Source organism: Chungangia koreensis, assembly GCF_042651785.1.
GTDB classification, from domain to species: domain Bacteria; phylum Bacillota; class Bacilli; order Bacillales_A; family Planococcaceae; genus Chungangia; species Chungangia koreensis.
In genome coordinates this window covers 89684-112782 of the sequence record NZ_JBHSEC010000007.1, presented here as the reverse complement: position 1 = coordinate 112782, position 23099 = coordinate 89684, and the positions used below count along the sequence as shown (strand labels likewise).

At 41.4% G+C, this 23099-nt stretch carries 27 protein-coding genes; 10 read left to right on the top strand and 17 right to left on the bottom strand.

The features are described from left to right. Window positions 1-38 precede the first annotated feature (38 nt). From ACFOZY_RS06715 to ACFOZY_RS06685, 7 genes are all read right to left on the bottom strand, one after another. A complete protein-coding gene (locus ACFOZY_RS06715; RefSeq protein ID WP_378153626.1) occupies window positions 39-647 on the bottom strand; it encodes a hypothetical protein in 609 nt (202 codons plus the stop codon). Window positions 648-729: 82 nt separating this feature from the next. Further along, complete coding sequence (gene glpK, locus ACFOZY_RS06710) at window positions 730-2220, bottom strand: glycerol kinase GlpK (protein ID WP_378153623.1); 1491 nt, start codon at window positions 2218-2220, stop codon at window positions 730-732. A gap of 19 nt (window positions 2221-2239) precedes the next feature. After that, on the bottom strand, window positions 2240-3064 hold the full coding sequence (locus ACFOZY_RS06705) for an MIP/aquaporin family protein (RefSeq protein WP_378153620.1): 825 nt from the start codon (window positions 3062-3064) through the stop codon (window positions 2240-2242). Window positions 3065-3197: 133 nt separating this feature from the next. Continuing rightward, window positions 3198-4841, bottom strand: a complete 1644-nt coding sequence (locus ACFOZY_RS06700; RefSeq protein ID WP_378153618.1) for a glycerol-3-phosphate dehydrogenase/oxidase — start codon at window positions 4839-4841, stop codon at window positions 3198-3200. A gap of 160 nt (window positions 4842-5001) precedes the next feature. Continuing rightward, window positions 5002-5211 (bottom strand): hypothetical protein, encoded by a 210-nt coding sequence (locus ACFOZY_RS06695; RefSeq protein WP_378153616.1) that lies wholly within the window; start codon window positions 5209-5211, stop codon window positions 5002-5004. 13 nt (window positions 5212-5224) lie between these two features. Then, window positions 5225-5944 (bottom strand): alpha/beta fold hydrolase, encoded by a 720-nt coding sequence (locus tag ACFOZY_RS06690; RefSeq protein ID WP_378153614.1) that lies wholly within the window; start codon window positions 5942-5944, stop codon window positions 5225-5227. Further along, window positions 5945-6517: an HAD-IA family hydrolase gene (locus ACFOZY_RS06685; RefSeq protein WP_378153612.1), complete on the bottom strand. Its 573-nt coding sequence runs from the start codon at window positions 6515-6517 to the stop codon at window positions 5945-5947. A gap of 156 nt (window positions 6518-6673) precedes the next feature. Between ACFOZY_RS06685 and ACFOZY_RS06680 the strand changes: the two genes are divergently transcribed. Both ACFOZY_RS06680 and arsC read left to right on the top strand, forming a co-directional pair. After that, window positions 6674-7966 (top strand): arsenic transporter, encoded by a 1293-nt coding sequence (locus tag ACFOZY_RS06680; protein ID WP_378153609.1) that lies wholly within the window; start codon window positions 6674-6676, stop codon window positions 7964-7966. 12 nt (window positions 7967-7978) lie between these two features. Beyond that, window positions 7979-8398, top strand: a complete 420-nt coding sequence (gene arsC / locus ACFOZY_RS06675) for an arsenate reductase (thioredoxin) (RefSeq protein WP_378153607.1) — start codon at window positions 7979-7981, stop codon at window positions 8396-8398. A gap of 36 nt (window positions 8399-8434) precedes the next feature. On the opposite strand, the gene ACFOZY_RS06670 is transcribed toward arsC, so the two are convergent. The 3 genes from ACFOZY_RS06670 to ACFOZY_RS06660 form a co-directional block, all read right to left on the bottom strand. Beyond that, window positions 8435-9187: a hypothetical protein gene (locus tag ACFOZY_RS06670; RefSeq protein WP_378153605.1), complete on the bottom strand. Its 753-nt coding sequence runs from the start codon at window positions 9185-9187 to the stop codon at window positions 8435-8437. Further along, window positions 9184-9897 carry a hypothetical protein gene (locus tag ACFOZY_RS06665; protein WP_378153603.1) on the bottom strand — a complete coding sequence of 238 codons (714 nt, stop codon included), beginning with the start codon at window positions 9895-9897 and terminating at the stop codon, window positions 9184-9186. Before ACFOZY_RS06665 ends, ACFOZY_RS06670 begins: the two co-directional genes overlap by 4 nt. A 106-nt stretch (window positions 9898-10003) precedes the next feature. Continuing rightward, window positions 10004-10180, bottom strand: a complete 177-nt coding sequence (locus ACFOZY_RS06660; RefSeq protein WP_378153601.1) for a hypothetical protein — start codon at window positions 10178-10180, stop codon at window positions 10004-10006. A gap of 150 nt (window positions 10181-10330) precedes the next feature. Between ACFOZY_RS06660 and ACFOZY_RS06655 the strand changes: the two genes are divergently transcribed. The 4 genes from ACFOZY_RS06655 (at window position 10331) to ACFOZY_RS06640 (ending at window position 12209) form a co-directional block, all read left to right on the top strand. After that, complete coding sequence (locus ACFOZY_RS06655; RefSeq protein ID WP_378153599.1) at window positions 10331-10771, top strand: hypothetical protein; 441 nt, start codon at window positions 10331-10333, stop codon at window positions 10769-10771. Beyond that, the gene (locus ACFOZY_RS06650) at window positions 10759-11049 is read left to right on the top strand and encodes a YxcD family protein (protein WP_378153597.1); all 291 of its coding nucleotides are present in this window, start codon (window positions 10759-10761) and stop codon (window positions 11047-11049) included. The genes ACFOZY_RS06655 and ACFOZY_RS06650 overlap by 13 nt, the downstream gene beginning before the upstream one ends. A 283-nt stretch (window positions 11050-11332) precedes the next feature. Continuing rightward, a complete protein-coding gene (locus ACFOZY_RS06645) occupies window positions 11333-11653 on the top strand; it encodes a YflT domain-containing protein (protein ID WP_378153595.1) in 321 nt (106 codons plus the stop codon). A 178-nt stretch (window positions 11654-11831) separates the two neighbouring features. After that, a complete protein-coding gene (locus ACFOZY_RS06640) occupies window positions 11832-12209 on the top strand; it encodes an SLAP domain-containing protein (RefSeq protein WP_378153593.1) in 378 nt (125 codons plus the stop codon). A gap of 38 nt (window positions 12210-12247) precedes the next feature. Here the strand turns inward: ACFOZY_RS06640 and ACFOZY_RS06635 are convergent, their stop codons facing one another. Then, window positions 12248-13681 carry a purine-cytosine permease family protein gene (locus ACFOZY_RS06635; RefSeq protein ID WP_378153591.1) on the bottom strand — a complete coding sequence of 478 codons (1434 nt, stop codon included), beginning with the start codon at window positions 13679-13681 and terminating at the stop codon, window positions 12248-12250. Window positions 13682-13944: 263 nt separating this feature from the next. After that, complete coding sequence (locus tag ACFOZY_RS06630; RefSeq protein ID WP_378153589.1) at window positions 13945-15648, bottom strand: hydroxysqualene dehydroxylase; 1704 nt, start codon at window positions 15646-15648, stop codon at window positions 13945-13947. Window positions 15649-15761: 113 nt separating this feature from the next. On the opposite strand from ACFOZY_RS06630, the gene ACFOZY_RS06625 reads away from it, so the two are divergent. Continuing rightward, window positions 15762-16127 (top strand): MmcQ/YjbR family DNA-binding protein, encoded by a 366-nt coding sequence (locus ACFOZY_RS06625; protein ID WP_378153587.1) that lies wholly within the window; start codon window positions 15762-15764, stop codon window positions 16125-16127. Between the two features lie 39 nt (window positions 16128-16166). On the opposite strand, the gene ACFOZY_RS06620 is transcribed toward ACFOZY_RS06625, so the two are convergent. Together ACFOZY_RS06620 and ACFOZY_RS06615 are read right to left on the bottom strand one after the other, a co-directional pair. Then, window positions 16167-16586, bottom strand: coding sequence for an Hsp20/alpha crystallin family protein (locus tag ACFOZY_RS06620; RefSeq protein ID WP_378153585.1), 420 nt, complete (start codon window positions 16584-16586; stop codon window positions 16167-16169). Window positions 16587-16683: 97 nt separating this feature from the next. Beyond that, entirely contained in the window at window positions 16684-17256 is a 573-nt protein-coding gene (locus ACFOZY_RS06615; protein WP_378153583.1) for a vWA domain-containing protein, read from the bottom strand. 96 nt (window positions 17257-17352) lie between these two features. Here ACFOZY_RS06615 and ACFOZY_RS06610 point away from each other — a divergent pair, with 96 nt between their 5' ends. Beyond that, entirely contained in the window at window positions 17353-17835 is a 483-nt protein-coding gene (locus ACFOZY_RS06610; RefSeq protein WP_378153581.1) for a hypothetical protein, read from the top strand. 52 nt (window positions 17836-17887) lie between these two features. On the opposite strand, the gene ACFOZY_RS06605 is transcribed toward ACFOZY_RS06610, so the two are convergent. Further along, window positions 17888-18190 (bottom strand): YunC family protein, encoded by a 303-nt coding sequence (locus tag ACFOZY_RS06605; RefSeq protein ID WP_378153579.1) that lies wholly within the window; start codon window positions 18188-18190, stop codon window positions 17888-17890. 173 nt (window positions 18191-18363) lie between these two features. Here ACFOZY_RS06605 and ACFOZY_RS06600 point away from each other — a divergent pair, with 173 nt between their 5' ends. After that, entirely contained in the window at window positions 18364-19575 is a 1212-nt protein-coding gene (locus ACFOZY_RS06600) for an MFS transporter (protein ID WP_378153577.1), read from the top strand. An 82-nt stretch (window positions 19576-19657) separates the two neighbouring features. Here the strand turns inward: ACFOZY_RS06600 and ACFOZY_RS06595 are convergent, their stop codons facing one another. Next, window positions 19658-20731, bottom strand: a complete 1074-nt coding sequence (locus ACFOZY_RS06595; protein WP_378153575.1) for an alpha/beta hydrolase — start codon at window positions 20729-20731, stop codon at window positions 19658-19660. A gap of 205 nt (window positions 20732-20936) precedes the next feature. Between ACFOZY_RS06595 and ACFOZY_RS06590 the strand changes: the two genes are divergently transcribed. Then, on the top strand, window positions 20937-22154 hold the full coding sequence (locus tag ACFOZY_RS06590; protein WP_378153573.1) for an MFS transporter: 1218 nt from the start codon (window positions 20937-20939) through the stop codon (window positions 22152-22154). Window positions 22155-22196: 42 nt separating this feature from the next. Here ACFOZY_RS06590 and ACFOZY_RS06585 read toward each other — a convergent pair whose 3' ends face one another. Next, window positions 22197-23087: a hypothetical protein gene (locus ACFOZY_RS06585; protein ID WP_378153571.1), complete on the bottom strand. Its 891-nt coding sequence runs from the start codon at window positions 23085-23087 to the stop codon at window positions 22197-22199. Between the last annotated feature and the right edge of the window lie 12 nt (window positions 23088-23099).

The following is a 23099-nucleotide window of genomic DNA, read 5'->3' as shown; positions in this document are numbered from 1 at the left end:
TTTTTTTTGCAACTATAAAAATAAGATCTATTCCACTATTAATACTCAAAACGATAAATCAAAAATTTTTCAAAAGGATTTTCATCATAGTCTCCACCCAGTTGTACTTCTTCCTTCAATTGGAATGGAGATTGATTATCTAAAAAGTACGTATAATCTTTGGAAGGATAATAGAGAATCAGTTCAATATCACGATAATGGCTTTCGACAGAAAGTAATATATGATTGATGACCTTAGTGAAAATCTGAATGGAGAAAGGATTAAAAAAATAGAAGCGGTTATCCATAGGTTCGATGTTATACTCCTGAGCCATTCCATGATGGAAAAGTATTTTACCTTTCCCTTTCGGATTTTTCACAAGATAGCGCTCTAAATTCCTTAAAGCATCCTGATAAAATTCGATATCCATTTCAATACCAACCACGTTCACGTTGAATAAATGATGAAGAAAGAAATTGAGTCTTCCCTTCCCACATCCGAAATCAATGATTCGGTCAGTATCGGTGAATTTATAATGCTTAAATAATATCTCCAAGGCACTGTACGGGGTCGGTTCGTATCGATGATAGTGGAATGATTTCGGAAAACCCATTTGCTCATCTGACGTATGTATATTTAAAAGTCGGTCATAATCTTGTTCGCTCACTAACGTCAGTCCTTTTCTGTTTACCTTATCAAAATGAAAAACAGGGCACAAGCTATTGCTATGCTCGCCCCTGTTTGATTTCTTACTTAAATGCCATAGCTGTTTGCACAGCCTTTTTCCACCCAGCATACAATTCTTCCCGCTTGGAATCTTCCATTTCTGGTTCGAATGCTTGGTCGATTTGCCACTTGTCTGCAATTTCGCTTCGATCCTTCCAGTAGCCCACTGCCAATCCTGCTAAATAAGCAGCACCTAATGCAGTGGTTTCATTAATTACCGGACGGTCGACCTGCACATTTAATATGTCGCTTTGGAATTGCATTAAGAAATTATTCTTAACTGCACCGCCATCTACACGCAATGCTTTCAATGAAATGCCCGAATCTGCCTCCATAGCATCCAATACGTCTTTTGTTTGGTAAGCGAGTGATTCAAGTGTCGCACGAACGAAATGCTCCTTAGAAGTGCCTCGTGTCAAACCGAAAATGGCACCGCGAACATCACTATCCCAATACGGAGCACCAAGACCGACAAATGCCGGAACCACATACACTCCATCCGTCGAATCGACCCTCGTCGCGTACTCTTCACTTTCAGGCGAGCTTCTGAACATACGTAATCCGTCACGCAGCCATTGAATTGCAGAACCCGCCACAAAGATGCTTCCTTCTAAGGCATATTCCACTTTTCCGTCAATTCCCCACGCAATCGTCGTCAGCAAACCGTGCTCCGACCGAACAGCTTTCTGGCCTGTGTTCATGAGCATGAAGCAGCCTGTTCCGTACGTATTTTTCACCATTCCATCTTCATAGCATGCTTGACCAAAAAGAGCCGCCTGCTGGTCTCCGGCGATTCCGGCAATTGGTGCACTGTGGCCAAAGAAGAGTTCTTCCACCGTGTGGGCATAAACCTCGGAAGACGGACGCACCTCTGGAAGCATAGAAGCTGGAACGCCTAAAATATCCAACAGTTCTTCATCCCACTTCAGTTCGTAAATATTATACATAAGTGTCCTGGATGCATTGGAATAATCGGTCACATGCGCCTGCCCACCGGAAAGTTTCCAAACGAGCCATGTATCAATGGTACCGAATAACAGGTCCCCATTTTCAGCTTTTTCCCTTGCACCTTCTACGTTGTCCAGGATCCATTTCACTTTTGTACCAGAGAAATATGCATCGATCAGCAACCCTGTTTTATCACGGAACAAGTCATTATAACCTTTCGCCTTAAGCTCATCACATATGCCTGCCGTTTGGCGGGATTGCCATACAATTGCATTATAAATCGGCTGACCAGTGTTTTTATCCCAGACAACGGTCGTTTCGCGTTGGTTTGTTATGCCAATACCGGCAATTTGTTCTGCACGGATATTCTTTTGATTTAGAACGCCTGCGATACATGACAGAATCGAACTCCAGATTTCACCTGCATCATGCTCCACCCAGCCCGCTTTCGGAAAGTACTGCTTAAACTCTTGTTGAGAGGTATGGTAGATTGAGCCATTCTGATCGAATAGGATGGCGCGAGAGCTTGTCGTACCTTGGTCTAATGCTAAAATATACTTTTCCACTAATGGATCCCCCTTTAAATTATGCCGCCCTTTTCCCAGCGGTATATTTTGAGTCTTTATGAATAGAGAAATGTGCAGCAAGCAAGATGGCGACAACGATAATGCCGAATATCCAGAATGCTAAAGAGTTTTCACCTAAGAAAACTTGTTTATAAAATAATGCGCCAAACACCCCTCCAAGGATTGGGCCTACAACAGGAACCCATGCGTAACTCCAGTTCGACGATCCTTTACCCGGAATCGGCAGGAAGTAATGCGCAATACGCGGGCCCAAATCACGCGCTGGATTGATCGCGTAGCCTGTTGTACCTCCCAATGACATCCCGATTGCGACAATTAATGCACCAACGATCAATGGATTTAATCCTTCTGAAAAGGAATTCGCTCCAATCGATAAAAGTCCTACCAGCAACACAAAAGTTCCAATAATTTCACTTGTTAAGTTTGATAACGGATGGCGAACCGCTGGGTCAGTTGAAAATACAGCAAGTTTTAATCCGGAATCTGTTGTTTCTTTCCAATGAGGTAAATAGTGGAAGAACACAACGACTGCACCGATGAAAGCACCAATCATTTGAGCAAGGATATACATCGGAACTTCAGCCCATGGAAATTCTCCAATTGCCGCAAGACCTAATGTTACTGCAGGGTTTATATGTGCCCCACTGAACTGTCCAACCGCATAGACTGCGATTGCTACTGCAAGACCCCATCCAATGGTGATGACAACCCATCCTGCACCTTCGGCCTTCGATTTCCGCATCAGAACACCACCAACGACCCCGCCCCCGAAAACGATCAGGAGCATCGTTCCAACTAATTCTGCCAAAAACGATGACAACATCTTTCCTCCTTTTATGTTTGTAAGCGATCACTTTAGGCCAAATGCTCCCCATTGAACATCTGTTCACTATGTAGACTGACCTATTCGATCACTTCTGTTACCCGATTTAAACCTTGAAATCTATTCAACCCTATTACTGTGGAATTGTAGCAATAATAATTTCCTGATCTAATTCATCGGAATACTTTTCCCGCTCAGTTTCAGTCCATTTAAAGGTTTCAGCCATCACTGAAACTACCTCTCCCTTCCACTCAAGGACTGTGGAAATATCAAACAGCAGTTTACCAGTCCTCCGAACAAAGAAATCAGCCGGCTTGATGGCCATTTCCTCATGAATGGCATACATGAGGCGTGCGTATAATCCATCAGGCAGAGCTGAGCCGTTATGCTTTACATAACTTAGGACATTACGAGCATTCGTTCCGTACATTTTCACAATTTCTGCAGTTTCCTTCTGATTTAATCCCAACTGCAGAGCTTGATGCACTGTTTCTTTTATAAACTGCCTCATTTTAAAAGAGCCTCCAAAATCACCACCCGAAATTGGTAACTTCTTAGTTATACAAGGACCGAAATTCCCGTCCTCTACTTCCTTAAGTTTCCGTACAGCTAAGTCAACCACTGTTTGGGCCATTTTCCGGTATCCGGTCAACTTCCCTCCTGCAATCGTAATCAGTCCACTATCGGATTCCCAAATCTCATCTTTCCGCGAAATCTCAGAGGGCCCTTTTCCCTTCTCATGAATGAGTGGTCTTACCCCAGCCCAACTGGATTCGATGTCCTCTTCCAACACTCGCAATTCCGGAAACATATAATGAATGGATTTCAAAATATAGTGTCGGTCCTCCTCAGTGATGGTCATCTCCTTCGGATTACCTTCATAAAACGTATCAGTCGTTCCAACGTATGTCTTTCCGTCCCTTGGAATCGCAAATACCATTCTTCCATCAGGCGTATCAAAATAGATTGACTGTGAGAGTGGAAATACAGATTGGTCGAATACTAAATGTACTCCTTTTGATAATATTAAGTGCTTATCCATTTTAGAACTGTCCAGTTCCCTTAAGGAATCCACCCATGGTCCCGACGCATTGATAATCACTTTAGCCTTGACGCTGAACTGTTCCTCAGTCAGAACGTCTACGACTTCAGCCCCGACAGCTTTTCGGTTCTCATCATAAATAAATTGGTCCGCCTTCGCATAGTTCGAAATCACCGCTCCTTTGGCAAAAGCTGCCTTGAGCACCTCAATGGTCAGTCTGGCGTCATCCGTCCGATACTCGACATACAGGCCCCCTCCGAGCAACCCGTCTTTTTTAATGATGGGAGCTCTCTTTAGTGTCTCTTCCTTCGTGAGCATCTTTCTTCGTTCTGATTTTTTCACGCCAGCCAGAAGATCATAGACCTTCAATCCAAGAGAAGTGGTCATCTTACCGAATGTCCCACCTTCATGGAAAGGCAAAAGCATCCATTCCGGTGTCGTTACGTGCGGACCGTTCTCATAAACAATCGCCCGCTCCCTTCCCAATTCTGCAACTTCCTTCACCTCAAATTGCTTCAAATAGCGTAGCCCGCCATGAACCAATTTAGTGGAGCGACTGGATGTACCGGATGCGAAATCCTGCATTTCCACCAATGCCACCTTCAACCCGCGTGTGACTGCATCAAGTGCAATGCCTGCACCTGTGATCCCGCCACCGATTATGAGCACATCAAATACATCTGATTCCATACTCTTTAATACTGTCTGTCTTTTCAAAGCTGAAAATTGCTTCAAACTTACTCTCTCCTTCCTGAATGCCAGGTACAAAAAGAGACCACTACTAAACACCAACTTAAGATGTCGATGCAGTGTGGTCTCACAGTTGCCTTCTCCAATGCGATCATTATATGACATTAACCTATTCCTATTTTGCAGCGAATTAAAACATAAAAGTTCACTGATCCCGGAAGTATTCAGAGATTTGAGTAACCCGAACATTCCGGGTATTCAATTCATGATAAATGCCTCGGCTATCGGTAAAAGAAATGTATCGTTCTCTTTCACTTTGGATTAGTTGCTCCGCTGCTTCTTGGGACTCCATATAAATGAATCTTCTAATGTAATGCTCCTCATCAAAAAAGTATGTTACCTTGAACTCTTTCATGACAATTCACCTCTTATTTAGATTTCTTGCAATTTAAAAGGAAATCCTCTAACACTCTAACGTATATCTCCGTTTGCTCATCATGAACCAAATGGCCAGCAAAAGGGATAATTGCAATGTGAACATTTTCGTTATTTTCCGGAAATAATTCAACTGCCGCGGTTTCCGCTGATTGGCGTTCACCAACCAGTAGTAATACCGGGAAGGAGAAATGATTGAAAGCTTGCATATCTTCAAAAGGATACCAATCTTCCCTGCGCCCAAGTTCGAGAAACTGTCTCCAATCCGAATCATGTAGCTGATTGAAGTGATTAATGAACTCCTCGTTCTTCAAAATGGCCGATTGAACTGCTACATCGGAAGCATGTAGTTCCAGCCAATTGTCCGGTTTTTCAATCGTTATGCCCGAAACGGTTAACGATTTGACCAACTCGGGAAAAAGTTGAGCAAATTTGACTGCTACTAAAGCTCCTAATGAACATCCGACAAGATTGACCATTTTCACGTCATGATGGTTCAGTGTTTCATATAAGTCTTTCGCAGCATCAGCAAAATAATGCTCAGTCACATCTCCAACCGATTTTCCGTGTCCCCGTAAATCCGGTGAAAAGACTTTGTATTGTTCTTTGAAATGTTCCTGTTGAACGGTAAAATCATTCTTACCCGTTTGAAGTCCTGTATGCAAAAATACGATTGATTCCCCAGTTCCAATTACATTTGTATGTAAGATCATTCATATTCCCTCAATCTTTACGACGTCAAAAAAGTCTCGGTATTGATTTAATCTATAATCTGCGATGACACTTTCGCCTTGGAACATACACGTGCTGATTCCCAATTTCTTTGCTGGGTTTAAATCCAACTCTCGATCGCCAATCGCTAAGTCGATGGTGTATTTTTCATGTAAATATCGATAGGAGGCAGGGTCCGGCTTACGAGGATACCCGTCCTCCACGGAAACAATTTCAGTAAAGAAATGACTGATTCCATGATGTTTCAAAAATAACTCAACACTATTTCTGTCCTTATGTGTCATGATGACATTCATTGACGCGAACTTCAGCACTTCCTCAACCCCGTCAAACGGTTTTGCCTGGTCAGGCAATATTCCTCTTTCAATTCGCTTGAATTCCTCCACTTGTTCATCAGTCATCTGAAAGTGATGAAATGCATGTCCGAACGAAACTTTCAGCTGACGGTAAATCTCTTCTCGTTCATATTGATTATTTAACACTCTATATAATAATTCTGTATAAACAGGATACGTATCGATCAGTGTGCCATCAAAATCCCATAGTATGTTCATAACAACCCTCCTCTAATTACTATTCAACAATAAATCGCTTCTTCCTCTAATTATTTTTCCCTTTCCACATTCGCGTTGCACCATACCTGTTATACTTCTATAATGATGTGAGTTGTACTGGTTTGCGTATTCACTGTAATTAATGGAGGATTTCGTTTGAACGCTATTTTGGCAACACTTATATTTGTAATCACCTTAACGTTGGTTATATGGCAACCTAAAAACCTGTCCATTGGCTGGTCTGCTATTGGCGGAGCGGTAATCGCCTTACTATTCGGGGTAGTGGGTTTACAAGATGTATTGGCGGTCGTGGATATTACGTGGAATGCCACACTGACATTTGTAGCACTAATTATCATTTCATTGATATTAGATGAAATTGGGTTGTTTGAATGGGCTGCCTTGCATATGGCAAGAGCCGCTAAAAGTAATGGGATCAAACTGTTCGTTTATGTTAGCATTCTTGGAGCAGTCGTATCCGCACTGTTTGCCAATGACGGAGCAGCACTTATTTTAACTCCTATCGTGTTATCCATGGTACGACACTTGAAGTTTAAAGAAGCAATGATTTTCCCTTTCATCATGGCAAGTGGATTCATCGCTGATACGACTTCTCTTCCGTTTGTCATCAGTAACTTAGTCAATATCGTTTCTGCCGATTTCTTTGGGATCGGATTTGTGGAGTATGCACTACATATGATCATTCCTAACTTATTTTCTCTGGTGGCGACCATCAGCGTACTATTGATTTATTTCAGAAAAAATATTCCAACCAGTTATGATATGTCGAAGTTGAAAAAACCGAACGAAGCCATCAAGGATTTGCGAATGTTCCAGCTGAGCTGGTTTGTTTTAGGAATATTACTAATCGGTTATTTTACAAGTGAATTCATCGGAATACCCGTTTCGTTCATCGCTGGAATTGTGGCGATCTTCTTTTTACTGATTGCCAGAAACAGCCAAGCAGTCAACACGCAAGAGGTCGTGAAAGGTGCGCCTTGGAATATCGTGTTCTTCTCGATTGGGATGTACGTGGTTGTTTACGGTCTTGGAAATGCTTGGCTAACAAAGTCTTTAGCTGGTCTCATCCAAGCAGCTGCCGGCCAAGGACTCTTGGCCGCTACAATCGTGATGGGCTTCCTTGCTGCACTCCTTTCTTCGATTATGAACAATATGCCGACCGTTATGATTGATGCATTGGCAATTGCCGAAACAAGTACTTCCGGCACAATGCGTGAAGCATTAATATACGCTAACGTCATCGGTTCAGACTTAGGTCCGAAAATCACGCCGATTGGATCTTTGGCAACGTTAGTATGGCTCCATGTTCTATCGCAAAAAGGAGTTAAAATCTCATGGGGTACCTACTTTAAAACTGGAATTATCTTAACGATTCCGATCTTGTTCATTACACTGATCGGACTTTATATCACCTTGCGCATTTTATAGGAGGCGAATGTGTTGGAGAAGAAGATCATCTATTTCTTATGTACAGGCAATTCATGCCGAAGCCAGATGGCTGAAGGTTGGGCAAAACAACTTTTAGGGGACGACTGGAAGGTTTTAAGCGCAGGAATAGAAGCCCATGGTTTAAATCCTAAAGCCGTAAAAGCCATGCAGGAGATTGGGATCGATATTGCCGACCAAACCTCCGATATCATTGACCGTGAAGTGCTTAACAACGCAGACTTTGTCGTAACCTTATGTGGAGACGCTGCGGACAAATGCCCCACAACACCGCCTCATGTAATGCGTGACCATTGGGGATTCGATGACCCGGCTAAAGCGGAAGGCTCTGAAGAAGAGAAATGGTCCGTATTCCAACGGGTACGAGACGAAATTGGCGACAGAATAAAACGATTTGCCGAAACTGGTGAGTAAAACAAAGGGATCTTGTGTAAATGCAAGATCCCTTTCCTATTTGCCTGATTCCACTTCGCCTTCATGTAGAGGAAATACAAAGTGAAAATCTGGGCTTGAGGAGTATGCGAAGCCGCCACTTATATGATTGTCCTGCTTGATATCTTTTAACTGACCCTCATGATCCACAGTTCTCCAGCCGAATTGTACAAGTTCATTATGCGAAAACATACTTTGGAATAGTTGGTCTGTTCGTCCTGCTTCATTTTCAGACAGCTGCTTCGTCAGTTTCATCCATTCTTTTGGCATCTCATAAACACCGTACCCGTTTTTCTCATATGGGATATGGTGTTCCATTTGAATTCTTGGCAAGTAAAAAGGAGTGCCTCCACTAACCCACGCATTTCGGTCACGAATCATGTAAAAATTGATACCAGCCACCTGCTCATCAGGAGGCATATTCCAAATGAAGTAACCTTCCTCATCCCCAATTTTCCATAGTCGAGGAGAACCGATCAAATCAAAAGATTGAAGTTGCCAGTTTTCTGAAGATTTCCAAGTCCAAGCAGCCGAGCCATAATTTCCATCATCGAGTAGAAGAGGCACGAATACATTCCGGTCATTTATAAAAATTACATCCTGCACTTCGCTTATTTCAGAGTTTTGGTAAACCTCATTGATCTCCGTTTTTATTTCCTGAGCAGTCAAGAATTTAGAGGGAGGCTTTGAGAACTGTAGACGGAAGACGAAAATGGCGACAATAATCAGTGCAACTGCTGCTACTCCTATTAGGATCCTCTTTTTCATCATTTTTCACCCTCCACGAACAATTCCTGTACTGAACGGAAATAATACTGGCCATCCGGTGTACTCACCATGATCCCCTTTCCATCCTTCTCCATATAAACGATTGACTCAATACCGCTTCCCCATTTTGGGACTACTCCATTTACAATGTAAGGAAATCGTTCTTCTACATATCTAGGTTCTGTTTGCTCATGATTTTCCGTTTCATAATACCAGGCCAAAGGAGGAAAATCCCCTTGAAAAGTCATTGTTGTTAAAGCATCTTCGAACTCTTCTTGAACGACTATTCTTTCTTCACCCGAAGGATGGATCATCATTAACGATGGTTCATCAAATTTAGCTATGTATGTATGTGCCAAGTGTTCTGGATAAATGGCATGATGAATTGGATTTGAAAGCAGGCTTGCAAATAAAAAGAGATAATTTGCCCAAAAACCAAGCCACGCATATTTCCGATATACTAACCATTTTTCTTTCTTCTTTCTGAATAGGAAGGCCAATGCCATGACACCGAGCGGCAATATGGCAACTCGTATAAATTCTCCACCGATCGGAATAGTAAAGGAGAAGGAAAATATTCCTGTTAAGAGTAAAAGAACGATTTTCCATGATTTCGTTTTTTCTTTTTGATTTTTATAAACATGAAAAGCAAGCACAGCCACTATGATCCAGATTAAACTCGTCAGTGACCATTCAACAACATTAAACCCCATCCATTAGTTCGTCCCCTCTATTTATCTCTATCTATACATATTCTCCTTTTACTGTTAAATCCCTGTCAATAGAATCTAAAAAGGCAGGATTTCTCCTGCCTTCTCATTAAATACTTTTACTATTGGATGGCACACTGGTACGTTCTGCAGCCTCTTTCGTAATTGACCTTGCCAGCATTTCCTTCACTTCATTATATGTCATACCCGATTCGGCATTTCTTTTTTTCACTTCCTCAATGTCCGTTCCGGCTTCCGTATATTTCCCATTTGGTTGAGTGTTCATGATTCCACCTCCATTCACCGATATCATTTCTCGTTCACATGATTTTATGCCGACCTGATTTCTCCTAAAATGGACATACTAAATGAAACCAATTAAAAAGTTATTCGTATATAATGAATGTAGGACAAACAACATGGAGGGACATCAATTTTGAAAAAATTCATGGCAGCTTTATTGTCAGCCGCTCTACTATTTGCTGCGGTAGGAACCACGGTGCTGATTAGTGATCCGGCTTCAGTAGAGGCAAAAGGTTATAAATCCGGTAAGAAGGGATTCAACTTCAATAACAACCAACAAAATCAAAAATCTAATATACAAAAGAAAGACACTGATTCAACAGCCGTCAACAAATCCAATACCACTACTAACAATAAAGGGTTCTCATCTGGCGGTTTAATGAGAGGATTATTTGTTGGAGGCCTTGCCGGGTTACTATTCGGCAGCTTGTTTGCGAACATGGGCATGTTAGGGTCCGTTTTAGGCTTATTAATTAATGTGTTAGGTATCCTTGTACTGCTTTGGTTGATTAAGACAGTATTTACAATGCTAATAAAAAAACGTGATGAGGATTCCAATCCATGGAGAAATTGATCATATCCGAACAGGATATCATCAACTCTCTTTGCGTTTATACAGCTCGCAAAAAGCAGGTTCGACCAGAAGAAGTGGAAGTAGAGCTTTTGTATGATGATGATTACGGATTTTCCGCAGAGTCATGGGTGGATGGCAGGAAACAGATCCTAATTTTGGCGAACATCATTGAAGCCCTTCGCTTATGGATTGATGAGTTTTTGAATATGGATCCTTTCGCTGCAGCTATTGAGTTAAAGCTTGATGATGAATTAGGGATCATTGCCTATATTTCATAGTAACAACAGCTTGTGCATTTATTTGCCACAAGCTGTTGTTTTTTTGTCAGGCAGCTGGGGCAGGCTACTACCGATTCTGGAGGTTTTACTACCGATTATCTTGGGTTTACTACCGATTTTTATCCCTTTACTACCGATTATTGTACGTTTACTACCGATTCCTCCCGCTTTACTACCGATTATAGTTTTTAGCTTTTTTATTCCCCCTCAAATCCTGCGACAACGTTTTGTTCCTCCTTTTTAGTGGAATAGATAAATGTGAACATAATTAGGAGGGATATAAATGACAGTTAAACTAACAGTAGAAAACGCAGTTAAGGCCAAACAGGAAGTAGAAAATTTAGAAGCACAAGGATATCTACGTGACAACATTTACATCTTTGCACACTATGAAGAACGGGAAGAAGACATTAACGATGCGTTAGGAACAGAAGAAGCCGGTGTAAGTGAACAAGGGTTCCTAAAATCCATGAAAAACATGGTCAACTCTCGTGGAGATGAACTCCGCAATAAACTTGCTTCGGTCGGATTGAGTGAAACAGAAGCAGCACAATATGAAAAGGAACTCGACAAGGGGAAACTTGTCTTAGTTGCAAACAAATAATAAGAACGAAGAACCCGGGAATATAATTTCCCGGGTTTTTGTGTAACTTATTCAAACACCCAGTTATTATTCTGATTAAATTGGATGCTCAGCTGATTCCTTTAGGCAGCACACAAATATTGCTATAATCGAGTAAGGAATTAGTTGCGTTCAACCTACTATTTAGGGGAGTGTTCCGATGCAAAAACTACAATTTGAAGCTTCCTGGGACAAAGCGTTATCGAAAAAAGATCGGGTTATGATTGAGGAACTTTTTGAATCAACAAAAGAACCGGCTACTGAACCAATCCGGTTCACTCCAATTTGGGAAGCTGAGAACTATAAAAAAGAGCTTCTCATTACTGTTCTAATTCATAATTTCACGGAAACAGACCTCAATTTCATCGATGCTAAGCTTCGGTATGATGCAGGACAAGAACAGTTTGCTGAGCATACTTTCAACTTGCCAAATGTTACAGTACCCTCAAGTTGCAGCATGCCTTGGACGTTTATATTCCCTGCAGATGCGAGGGAAAGGGTCGCCAAACCCGAAAACGGAAAGTTAACATATGTATAGAAAAGAGGATGTCCGGGTCAATGGACATCCTCTTTATATTAATAACTCTCTGCTTCCCGGCCTTCACTATTAGAAGATCTCGGTTCTTTTTCTTTCTTCGCTTTACGAACAGCGGATTCTTTATAGTAATACTGGCCATTTGTCGCCTTTGCAACAATTACTGTCAATATGGACGCCAAGACAGCTGCAAAGAAAGAAGCTGTACTTTGCAGGAATGTTCCCATGTAACCGAGTGCAGCAATTGTGCCTAATATACTCGCAATGACAAGTGGAGCAACACCCACTGGATTCCATTTAAATAGTTTTTCCTGCTTCGCTTCATAGCCTTCCGGAACAATCTTCATCAGCTTTTTCACAACTAATGCGTCTGTCACTAAGATCGCTGCCCAAGTCATCAGGAATACACCTTGGAATGTCATAGCAGCACTCAAGTGGTCTAAAATGCCGCCAAGCATGAGTCCCATCGAGACCACACCTGCAACGACCACCCAGAATCGTCTGCCTGGCTTAAAATGAAATACATTCTCAAAAAAGTTGGAAAGAGATAGCGATGCGCTGTATATATTCGTTACATTAATTCTCAATTGAGTGAGCAATGTAAACAATACGCCGCCAAGTCCAAGAAGTGTGACAATGTAAACCCCTGGATTTGATTCGCCTAAGCGGACACCAAACCAAATACCTAGTCCGCCCATTACACCGAAACAAAATATTTGCGGGATAAAACCAATCATAACTGATCCAAGTTTAAGATCTTTCGGTTTTAGGAAACGAGCATAGTCAGAACCTAATAGAGCTGTTAAACCCATAATCCCATGTTGCATACCGATACAGAGCAATAATGCACTGCCACCGATTTGTACGCCTTCAGGCATATAAGTCCAAAAACTGCCTTCATATAAAGATGTTTTGTTCCATGCAACAATAATGGTCACAATTAAAAAGATAGCAAAGATCGGCAAGGACCATTTTTGCAGTTTGTCTAACTGCTTAATGCCAAACCAATTTAGCGGAATAATGATGGTGCCAAATACGATGATTAATAGCCAAACTGGAATTGAGGGGAAAAATGCGTGTACCGCAGCTACCAAAATCATGCCTTCAAACGCACAATACATGATAAAGTTCGATGCGTATATTAATGAGGTTAAAGAAGCACCGATATAACCGAAACCGCTTCTCGACATCAGGTTAACGTTCATACCTGATTTTGCCGATAAATAAGAAATGACGGTTCCTAAAATACCTGCCACAATTATGGCATAAATTGCTGAAATGATGGCATTAATTGCTCCGAATTGTAGAGCCATCACACTTCCCATTTGGAAATAGAATATAGCGGTAGCGATCCCGAATGTGATATTGGTAACACTGAACCAACCCATATTCCTCTTTTCTTCAGGGACTCGATCAAAAGAATAATCATCCACTGTCTTCGTTACTTCTACGTCTGCTGTTTGAACAGCCTTCATATAATCATCCTTTCTCTATGCTATTCTCACGTCTCCTTTTAGTCAAAATGGTCTTTCGAGGATTCTATTGCCTCGCTGAAAACCCTTAGACAATAGCAATTTTTTATGTAACGACTTATCTATTATACACAATTTAGTTAACATAATCAATTTGTGTCCAACTAAAAGCCCGTATATACGGGCTTTTAAAATGAAAACCACTAATTATTATGTCTACAAATCGAGGAAGTATTGCATTAAAAAAAGCTAAAAAACCACCCAATTCATTGCACATGGGTGGCTTTGATTTTCCGATTATATGCTGTTTGTCTCATTAATAGCTGGATCATTTTTAGCATTCTTCTGAGCATGGAATACTTACCGTCCCAAGGCAGGTTCCTCCGATACCTTTTTGAATCCACAAGATGCCACGGAGTAAATAATTCGAATTCATACATCTCCCATATATCACATTTTGGCTCTTCTGATCTCGAAACTGAGAGTATACCGTTCACTGCCCTTCTGGCTGCTTCATTCGCGGCCTCCATACTGGCTAAATCAGTATTTGTCCTTACATAGTCAGAAGCTAAAAATAAATTGGATATTTCAGTAGTGGCTTCCGGCCGAAGCCGCCAGGTATCAACTTCGTTTATCAACAATGGGGACCCATTCGTTATCCCACTCTTTCCAAACAATAAGTCAGGATCAAGGAACCATGAGTGAAGCACATCGTCGTTTAGAATCGATTCTTCGGCATTCAAACTTCTCTTAAGCTGAGCCCACACTTCTTCTTTAATTTCATCACGGGTACATTCTGACGCTTTTTTTCTATATATAATCCCAGGAGTATTCCAGTCGGAAATACAAACTGATAGGATTCCCTTAACATTTCCATCACCATAATTCGTTATGTCTGCTGGCCAAAACTGGGATTGGGAAATCATCGTCAATGCCCATGGTGTATCCTGACATAATATGTGGCCATGCAGAATCGGAATGTCTTCTCTCAAGAAAAATTGGATACCATTCATCCAATTCAGGCTTTCCTTCAGCTTCCTGATTCCCTTCAAAGAAGGGTCTATTTGAATCATTTCATCAGTAAGCAACTTCTCCATTCCTTCAACCGGCAAGGCAGATAAATAATAATCACCCTTCACTGTTGAAACCCCGCCATCCTGTAGGATCAAAACGTTACCAATCCTTCCCCCTTCGCATTGTATTTTAATGCATTGGGCATTTTGGACAATCTTTACACCTCGACCTTGTAAATAACGAAGCCAAGGGCCGATCCAAACGTCATTCGTCGGACCATTCAACAGCCGATCAGGATCTGTCAGCGGACTAATGAAATCAAGCAGAAGCTGGGAAAGTACATTGCCGATGGTTTTCATGCTTGCTTCTTTCGCATTCGCTGCAACAAGTGAGCGCGTAACTCCTGCAAACACCCTTCGGAAGTCTTCCGATTGTTCTTCCGCCTCTAAAAACTCCCACCAGCTCATCCCTTCATATTCCACATTTCGTCTTTCTAAACAACTCGTCATAATTTGCCATATTTTATCGATAAAAAGATCACGTTCTGCATCGGTTAAACCCCAATTGGTCTTAAGCAAGCTATTAAGATTTCGTTTAAGATGGAAAAAAGATTTTGGAAATCCTAACGAAAACGGTACAACCGGCTGATCAAACCGGGCTATGCCCATCTCCGTAGCGGAAACTAAATGATCATAAACGGTTTCATCTTCATGCGGAATGCGTTTCATCGTATCAATGACATGTTTATAGAAATGGGGAAAGAAACGGAACCCGTGCTCGCCGGGAAGATCCTTCCTCCCCAACATTCCCGTACCAAAAACAGGAACAGAACGCGCTTTTCCACCAAGAATGGGTTTTGCCTCATAAATCGTTACATCAAATCCGCGTTCCACCAGCTCATGTGCTGCGCTTAGCCCCGCTACCCCACCACCTAAAATGATCACCTTTTCTGTCATTCCTTCACCTGCCACTTTTAGATTGATAGTGTATAGTATGAAAAAAAGCGCCCATGGGCTACAAAGGTGAAAGTAGATGATCTAAAATGAAGTAAACAAAGGGGGAGATCGTGTTGAATTATCCATGGCTGCATGATTATTTATTGAACAAAAAAGGTGTGAATAAGGACTACAAAGAAGAATGGAACTGGGACCGCTATATGATTGGGGACAAGTTGTATGCCGCAGTCTGCAAGAACAGCGAGGGCAAGGATGATCTTGTGACATTGAAGCTAAAACCTGAGGAAGGAGAGCTTCTTCGGGAACAATACGAAGATGTCATACCTGGTTACTATATGAATAAAGTCCATTGGAATTCCGTTAAACTGAACGGGCATGTTCCGGATGAAGTACTGAGAGAAATGGCTGACCAATCTTACGAATTAGTTCTTAGAGGTTTAACTAAGAAAAAACAGAAGGAAATTTTAGAAGAAGCATAACGAAAAAGGTGACCAGTTTTCTGCGGTCACCTTTTGTTTTTAATCAATTAATTTTCTCTTCTCTTTTGGCATGATGACTGTTAAGGTTTCACCTTCATGCACCGCCATAATTCCCTCACTCTTTACGGCACATGGCAAATGGATGGATCGTTGAAACCTTCCTAAAAACCATTGTTTTTGATAACTGTCCTGGCGGATGATTTCTGTAGATTGATTATTCGATCCTGTAATCGTCATCATATTATGATTCACTTCAATTGTTATGTCCTCCATCTTATCAATACCTGGGATGTGGCACTTAGCAGTCAGTTGATGATCCGTTTCATCCATTGTGACTTTTACATGTTGTTGTGAGGCCAAGTTTTCAAAAGCTACTGGAACACTTGAGAAAAAATCTTCAAACTCCCGTAAAATTGATGCAAACCTCTTAAAAGGATCGTAAGGCACAATTGACATCATAATCCCCCTCTCAGAATTCCTTCTACAGCAATAGTATTCAGGTGATGATGAATGACCCGGATTGCAAGCCCAATACGAATATAATTTTGTATTGCCCTTAAGATTTTCTCCTTTCAGCAACTGCTTCAAACACTCGCTCATACATACTCTCTACACCTTTTTCGCTTACGTCAAAGCTATAGGCGTTCTCCACAGAGACCCCAATATGCTCCGCTTCCTCATTTACATCAATATTCGCTCCCATAAATATGAATTCCCATCCCTCATTTGTCTTTTGCCTAATCAATTTCTTAACAGTTTTATAGGTGAATTCCTTACTCGCATTTTCCATACCGTCTGTCGTAATGACAAAGATGACTTGATCCGGCTTGCGCTTCCCTAATGTAGAAATCCTGTTTCCCACCGTCAAAATAGTCTTCCCTACTGCATCTAATAGGGCTGTCATGCCTCTGACATAGTATTCCTTATCTGTCAGCTTCACTTGAGTTGCTTCGACACCGTCCCATAGGATTTCGTATTCATCATCAAATAGCACGGTTGTCAGTCGTGTCTCCCCTTCTAACTCACATTGCCTTTGAATAAAAGAATTAAAGCCTCCGATCGTATCACTTTCAAACCCACCCATCGAGCCGCTCCTGTCCAAAAGAAAAACAATTTCTGTCTGTTTCATATCTCTTCATCCTCCACTTTTTGTTCGATGGTATAATCATATCGAAACCCACATCCAATATGGTCGCCTGAAAAGCGACAGTTAAGAGGGATATCCATGCTTGAACAGAAAATATTAATGGAACTATCTACATATATTTTCGATCATATGATAGAGGAAGAAGTTGTTCTCTACTCGGAATTTACTGTCTCTGAAAGTGTCCGAAATATTAGTTTGGAAGAGTTCATTCGCGATCATAAGAAACCTTCCTTCAGAGAAACCCTTTTTAAATTTATTGACCGGACAGGAGAAAGCGATGCGTCCATTTACAAAAAGGCTTGGATTGACCGAAAACATTTTTCCAAAATCCGGTCAAACAGCGGATATAGACCGAAGAAAAATACAGTCATGGCGTTAGCCTTTGCTTTAGAACTCAATGTGATGGATGCAACAGAATTACTGAATGCTGCCGGCTATTCATTATCCGAAAGCGAAAAATTCGATTTGGTCATGAAATTTTGCTTGGAAAGGAAAATCTATCGGATTGAAAATGTGAATGAAGCGCTAATGTATATTGGTCTAAAACCATTAATGGAATAAAGCGATCAAAAACGTAAAGACAGCCTGGGCGCACCAGACTGTCTCTTTTTTATCAAACCATCTTCAACAAAGCCTCTTTCCCAATCATTCCTACAGTAATCCCCAACTTTTCAGCTTCCAGCGTCACAGATTCAAGTGGCGCATGGAGCAATTCTTCGATTGTCTTCACTCCTACCGCTCTTCCTGCGATAATCTTTCGGTCTGCTAAACGACTATTTAATAACCCGACATCCAAAGCTCCGCACATAATATAGCCCTTCTCATTCGATACGGTAAGCAACGTTGTTTTGGGCAATTTCACCGTAACCGCAGTGAATTCTTGCCCTTCAAAATTGAAAAGCTCAGTCGTAATCAAACAATCTCTCCTTTTAACTTAGAATCAGAAGAATATTCCGTATTATTACAAATTCATCTAAAATCTTCTAATTTTAGAAGCATCCATATATAATGCTTAAGGTTTAAAAAAATCTTATGAAATAGGGGAATAACTTGAGACCGTATAACGAAAAAATAAGTATCTTTCACGGAATGGCATCAACCATTTCTTCCAATACATCCGGAAACTTCTTCCCGATCTTTGCGATGACTGTTTTAGGTGCAACCAACTATCAAGTCGGATTGCTTAGCTCCATGCCTCCGCTTTTGGCGTTGCTTATGACAATTCCAGCAGCGATGATGATTAACCGTGCACACTCACAAAAGAAGCTTGTCGCCTTTTCCGTATTGTTTGCCCGCCTATTATTCCTGGCGATTATCGGGATTGTTTACTTACCTTCTGGTGAAATTCAAGGGTGGGCATTCATTGTCCTGGTAGCAGCTATGAATATCCCGAATACACTTGCCGGCATGGGATGGCAAGCATTGATCAGTAATACGATTGATGAACACAGACGTGGGGATTTTTTCAGTGACCGTAACCGTTTGCTGACAATTGTCGGATTTGCCTCTACCTTATTGATTGGTATTTTAATGAAGGATGTCTCCAATAGCGCGTTCGCCTTTCAAGTATTGTTTGGTGTTTCTTTCTGCTTTGGATTATTAGAAGTATATTTCTTAATGAAGCACAAAGAGGAGACAGTCGTTCTTACGGCTGAAAATGAGAAAAAGAGAATCATGGATTGGTCAATCTTCAAGCATTCGAATTTTGTATGGTTTCTATTCGGGGCGTTATTCTTCAATTTTGCTTGGCAGATGGCGTGGGGAATATTCAATATATATAATGTCCGGGTGGCGCATGCTACAGTTTTTTGGCTTAGTATGTTTTCTGTCGGCAGCATGTTGGCGCAGTTCCTATCCTTCCCGCTTTGGAAAAAGTGGGCTGAAAATAAGTCGAACGTGTCAGTATTTGTTTGGGCTGCAATGGGGATGGCAGCTACACCGTTTTTAACAGTACTATCACCGAATCTGTACTGGTTAATTTTTGTACAAACAGCAACTGGTTTCTTTGTAGCAGGGGTTACGTTAGTTCTCTTTAACCTGCTATTAGAACAAGCTCCTGAAGCAAAAAGAACGTATTGCATTACAACATATAACGTACTGTTATCTCTCGTTTCTTTCGCTGCTCCACAATTCGGGATCTGGCTGCTTGATACGTATGGAATTGTGAGCTCCATGAATGTGACGTCTGTCCTAAGATTTATGGCTGCAGTTCTGTTTTTCATCATCTCTATACGATATGCAAGGGCGTCTAAGCCTGCTTTACAAGTAACGGAAACAGCGGAAATTGCCGAGGCAACGTGAGAAAAGGAAACTAAGTTACATCTAATGGGAAATACTTTAAAAAACAGACGCATCCTTCGATTCGAAAGGTGCGTCTATTTTTCTACGATATCGGTTCTACATCATTGCTGATGAGGAAATCCAACATCTTTTCCATATTCTTTTTAGCATATTCATTTGTTAATAAGCTTTCATAGCCATGTGTCAATTTCGCGGTTTTTTTATCGTAGTAATTAAACTGATGAGGAATGTCCAACTCGTCCATTCGCCTATCTAAATCTTTTGCCTGCTCCGTGAACGACCCACTGTTCCCATCCGTGATGAAGGTTGGAGGAAAGTTAGAATTCATATGTTGGATGACATTGGATTGGTCAACCGAATATCCCTTCTTCAAGTCATCTGTATCAAAGAACAGCCTTCCCATTGCATTAAAAAGATAGTTTTTAAGTCCATTATCTGTTTGATCCATCTGATTTCCATCAAGTAAAGCTGAATTGAACACAACCCCTTTGATTTCGTTCAGATTGATGGTGGGCTTCATATTTAACTGTTTGGCATATTTAGAGTTGGTCTGAATATTTACATACTGTCCGATTACTTGGCCACCGGCACTTTGCCCCATGAAAATCACACCTTCATCCGCCAAGCCATATTCTTTCCCGTATTCCTGCAAGAATTTCACTGCTTGATCTAATTGGAATAATGGTACTGGGTAGTCGTATTCCGGAGTAAGAGCATAATTGATACTTACGACATTAAAACCATTTTTGGCTAACGTCCGGAGATAATGAGGAGATTCGTCATCTTCCTTTGGTTTACCAACCGTTTTATCCCCCCATGCAAATCCACCTCCATGCACGAAGAGGATGGTAGGGCGTCTTGTGTCCTCTTGACCCTCAGGTATGTAAATATCTAAGAAACTATTCGGATACTTATCGCCATACTGAATATCACTGACCAGTAAAGTTCCATCTGATAACACCGTTTCTGCTGGCGTTTCCTTCGGCTTAAAAGAATTCACCTCTCCCTCAACCATTCCTGCCTCTTGTAATAAAGTGATAAATGGCACGGGGGTAAATGAGGTAGTTATGAATAATCCAACAAAAATAATTACGATCGCCGTAAGAATGCCAGCAAAGGTGATTCTGGTGAAGCGGCGAAGTTTCTTCCAAGACATTTTGTTCGCCCCTTTCCTCAGTAAACTCCGATAATATATACCCACCTTACAAGCAATAGAAGCATGGTTAGTTGAGTATGAAAATTATTTCTTCTATTCATCTATATTTTTTAAAAATTTCGTGTCCCTAAGGTCTTGTATTCTTCGGATTCCGGAGTATAATTCATCTGAGAAGTGCAACATTTATGAATTTGGAGAAAACATCATGCGCCAATACAACGAAAAAATAAGTATATATCATGGTATGGCTTCTACTATTGCCAATAATATTACCGGAAACTTCTTTCCCATTTTCGCAATCACCATTTTGGGTGCCACAAACTATCAGGTCGGACTGATCAGTTCACTACCGCCATTAATGGCATTACTGATTACCATTCCCGCAGCCGTCATGATTAACAAAGCACATACCCAAAAGAAACTAGTTGCGGGATCCGTCATGCTGGCAAGGTTAATTTTCCTGCTCATGATCGGCATTATCTATCTTCCTGCTGAGTCAGCCGCATGGTTTTTCTTAGGCTTAGTCGCTCTCATGAATGTACCAAATACTGTAGCCAATATCGGATGGCAGGCTTTCATCAGCAATATAGTGGACGAATCCCGTCGCGGAGCTTTTTTTAGCGACCGGAACCGGCTGTTAACCGTTGCGGGACTAATTTCAACATTGACCATAGGATTAGTTATGAGGGACGCCTCCGAAAGTGCCCTTGCTTATCAGATAGTATTCGGCTTAGCCTTTACATTCGGTCTCTTGGAAGTCTTTTTGTTAATGAAACATAAGGAAGAAATAGGTGAATCCGTTGGTCCGATTGTGAAGAAGAAACTCATGGATTGGTCAATCTTCAAGCACTCTAACTATGTATGGTTTCTACTTGCGGCATTGTTCTTTAACTTCGCTTGGCAGATGGCGTGGGGAATATTTAATATCTACAATGTACGCATTGCCGGTGCGACCATTTTCTGGCTCAGCATTTTTTCAGCAGGCGCAAGCTTGGCTCAAATCTTCTCATTCCCTCTTTGGAAAAAATGGGCTGACAAAAAGTCGAATACTGCTGTGTTTGTATGGGCGGCCATCGGGATGGCGACGACACCTTTCCTTACGGTCTTATCGACAAACTTATATTACTTAACCATCGTGCAAACAACCTCGGGATTCTTTGTTGCAGGAGTTGTGTTACTGTTGTTCAACCTACTCCTTGAGCAATCCCCTTCCGAAAAAAGGACATATTGCATAACAACATACAATGTATTGTTATCGGTGGTGGCATTCATTGCTCCACAAGTTGGAATCGGCTTGTTGGAATGGCTCGGAGTCAATATGGCCATGAATATCAGTTCAATCCTTAGGTTCACGAGTGCAGGGCTTTTCTTTTTAGTTTCGATGAAGTATGCAAAAACACCAAACACAACAGTGCAACTATAATAGAAACACCTCCGGAAATAAATGATTCCGGAGGTGTTTTCTCTATAACTGTACTTCGATTGGATTACTTTCAATAATCTTTTCCACTTCCTCGTACCCAGTCGGGAAAGCAAAGTTATAACGTGCAGGCAATGCAAACACATACTGCACATTACGGGCCAGTTCTCGTGGTCTAATAGGTGCTGCGCCAATGTGGAATTCATCGGACTGCATTAACTCCCATTGTTCTAAATTCAGGATCATGATTGGAATATCCTGACGCGGATTTTCCGGTGTCCATTCAGGATGGCGGATTGAAATGATGGGGCCTGTTTCAATCACCTCTCCGTTTGTCGACACCCCTTTCCACTCATCCTCAACAATTGAATAGTCTTTCCAACCAGCAGGTAGCTTAAAAAGGAAACCATATTTGTCATTTTCATAGAATATTTGATCATAGTTTTCATCTTTGTCGATTCTTACATCAGTAATCATCCAACGTTCCCCGACCTTTTCTACAAGGAGATGAATCGGAATCTTGGCTGCAATCTCAGGTACGCTTGTTATTTCAACAATTTCACCGTTTATAGAATATTTACTTTCCGACACCTTTTGGATATCTGTTACATCGATTCGATCTGGCCAAGGGCTTGACGTTAACCTTCCTGGAGCATTGACCGGATCATTGAGCCACTGCCCGATCAATTCTGAAGAAACGAGGCCGCTATAGTGTTTTCTCATGCTCTTCTCCAGTTCCTCTTTAGGTCCCAATAGAGAAACGTTCTGTAGCTGATAGCCAAAGTTCTCAACGATGCTCAATATCAATTCCTTCACATTCTCATCTATTTCGATCGGTGGCTGGCGCTCCCCTGACTGACCTTCACTGGCGTGTTCTTCCGCCATGCATCCAGTTATTGTGAGTAACAATAGAAGTAAAGGAATTAACTTTTTCATGATTTCACTCAC

What these genes read in the sequence shown, in the direction of transcription:
- ACFOZY_RS06705 (WP_378153620.1), bottom strand. Translation starts at nt 3,064, where the DNA reads ATGTTGTCATCGTTTTTGGCAGAATTAGTTGGAACGATGCTCCTGATC.
- ACFOZY_RS06695 (WP_378153616.1), bottom strand. Translation starts at nt 5,211, where the DNA reads ATGAAAGAGTTCAAGGTAACATACTTTTTTGATGAGGAGCATTACATT.
- ACFOZY_RS06690 (WP_378153614.1), bottom strand. Translation starts at nt 5,944, where the DNA reads ATGATCTTACATACAAATGTAATTGGAACTGGGGAATCAATCGTATTT.
- ACFOZY_RS06685 (WP_378153612.1), bottom strand. Translation starts at nt 6,517, where the DNA reads ATGAACATACTATGGGATTTTGATGGCACACTGATCGATACGTATCCT.
- ACFOZY_RS06670 (WP_378153605.1), bottom strand. Translation starts at nt 9,187, where the DNA reads ATGATGAAAAAGAGGATCCTAATAGGAGTAGCAGCAGTTGCACTGATT.
- ACFOZY_RS06665 (WP_378153603.1), bottom strand. Translation starts at nt 9,897, where the DNA reads ATGGGGTTTAATGTTGTTGAATGGTCACTGACGAGTTTAATCTGGATC.
- ACFOZY_RS06660 (WP_378153601.1), bottom strand. Translation starts at nt 10,180, where the DNA reads ATGAACACTCAACCAAATGGGAAATATACGGAAGCCGGAACGGACATT.
- ACFOZY_RS06650 (WP_378153597.1), top strand. Translation starts at nt 10,759, where the DNA reads ATGGAGAAATTGATCATATCCGAACAGGATATCATCAACTCTCTTTGC.
- ACFOZY_RS06645 (WP_378153595.1), top strand. Translation starts at nt 11,333, where the DNA reads ATGACAGTTAAACTAACAGTAGAAAACGCAGTTAAGGCCAAACAGGAA.
- ACFOZY_RS06640 (WP_378153593.1), top strand. Translation starts at nt 11,832, where the DNA reads ATGCAAAAACTACAATTTGAAGCTTCCTGGGACAAAGCGTTATCGAAA.
- ACFOZY_RS06635 (WP_378153591.1), bottom strand. Translation starts at nt 13,681, where the DNA reads ATGAAGGCTGTTCAAACAGCAGACGTAGAAGTAACGAAGACAGTGGAT.
- ACFOZY_RS06630 (WP_378153589.1), bottom strand. Translation starts at nt 15,648, where the DNA reads ATGACAGAAAAGGTGATCATTTTAGGTGGTGGGGTAGCGGGGCTAAGC.
- ACFOZY_RS06620 (WP_378153585.1), bottom strand. Translation starts at nt 16,586, where the DNA reads ATGATGTCAATTGTGCCTTACGATCCTTTTAAGAGGTTTGCATCAATT.
- ACFOZY_RS06615 (WP_378153583.1), bottom strand. Translation starts at nt 17,256, where the DNA reads ATGAAACAGACAGAAATTGTTTTTCTTTTGGACAGGAGCGGCTCGATG.
- ACFOZY_RS06610 (WP_378153581.1), top strand. Translation starts at nt 17,353, where the DNA reads ATGCTTGAACAGAAAATATTAATGGAACTATCTACATATATTTTCGAT.
- ACFOZY_RS06600 (WP_378153577.1), top strand. Translation starts at nt 18,364, where the DNA reads ATGGCATCAACCATTTCTTCCAATACATCCGGAAACTTCTTCCCGATC.
- ACFOZY_RS06595 (WP_378153575.1), bottom strand. Translation starts at nt 20,731, where the DNA reads ATGTCTTGGAAGAAACTTCGCCGCTTCACCAGAATCACCTTTGCTGGC.
- ACFOZY_RS06590 (WP_378153573.1), top strand. Translation starts at nt 20,937, where the DNA reads ATGCGCCAATACAACGAAAAAATAAGTATATATCATGGTATGGCTTCT.
- ACFOZY_RS06585 (WP_378153571.1), bottom strand. Translation starts at nt 23,087, where the DNA reads ATGAAAAAGTTAATTCCTTTACTTCTATTGTTACTCACAATAACTGGA.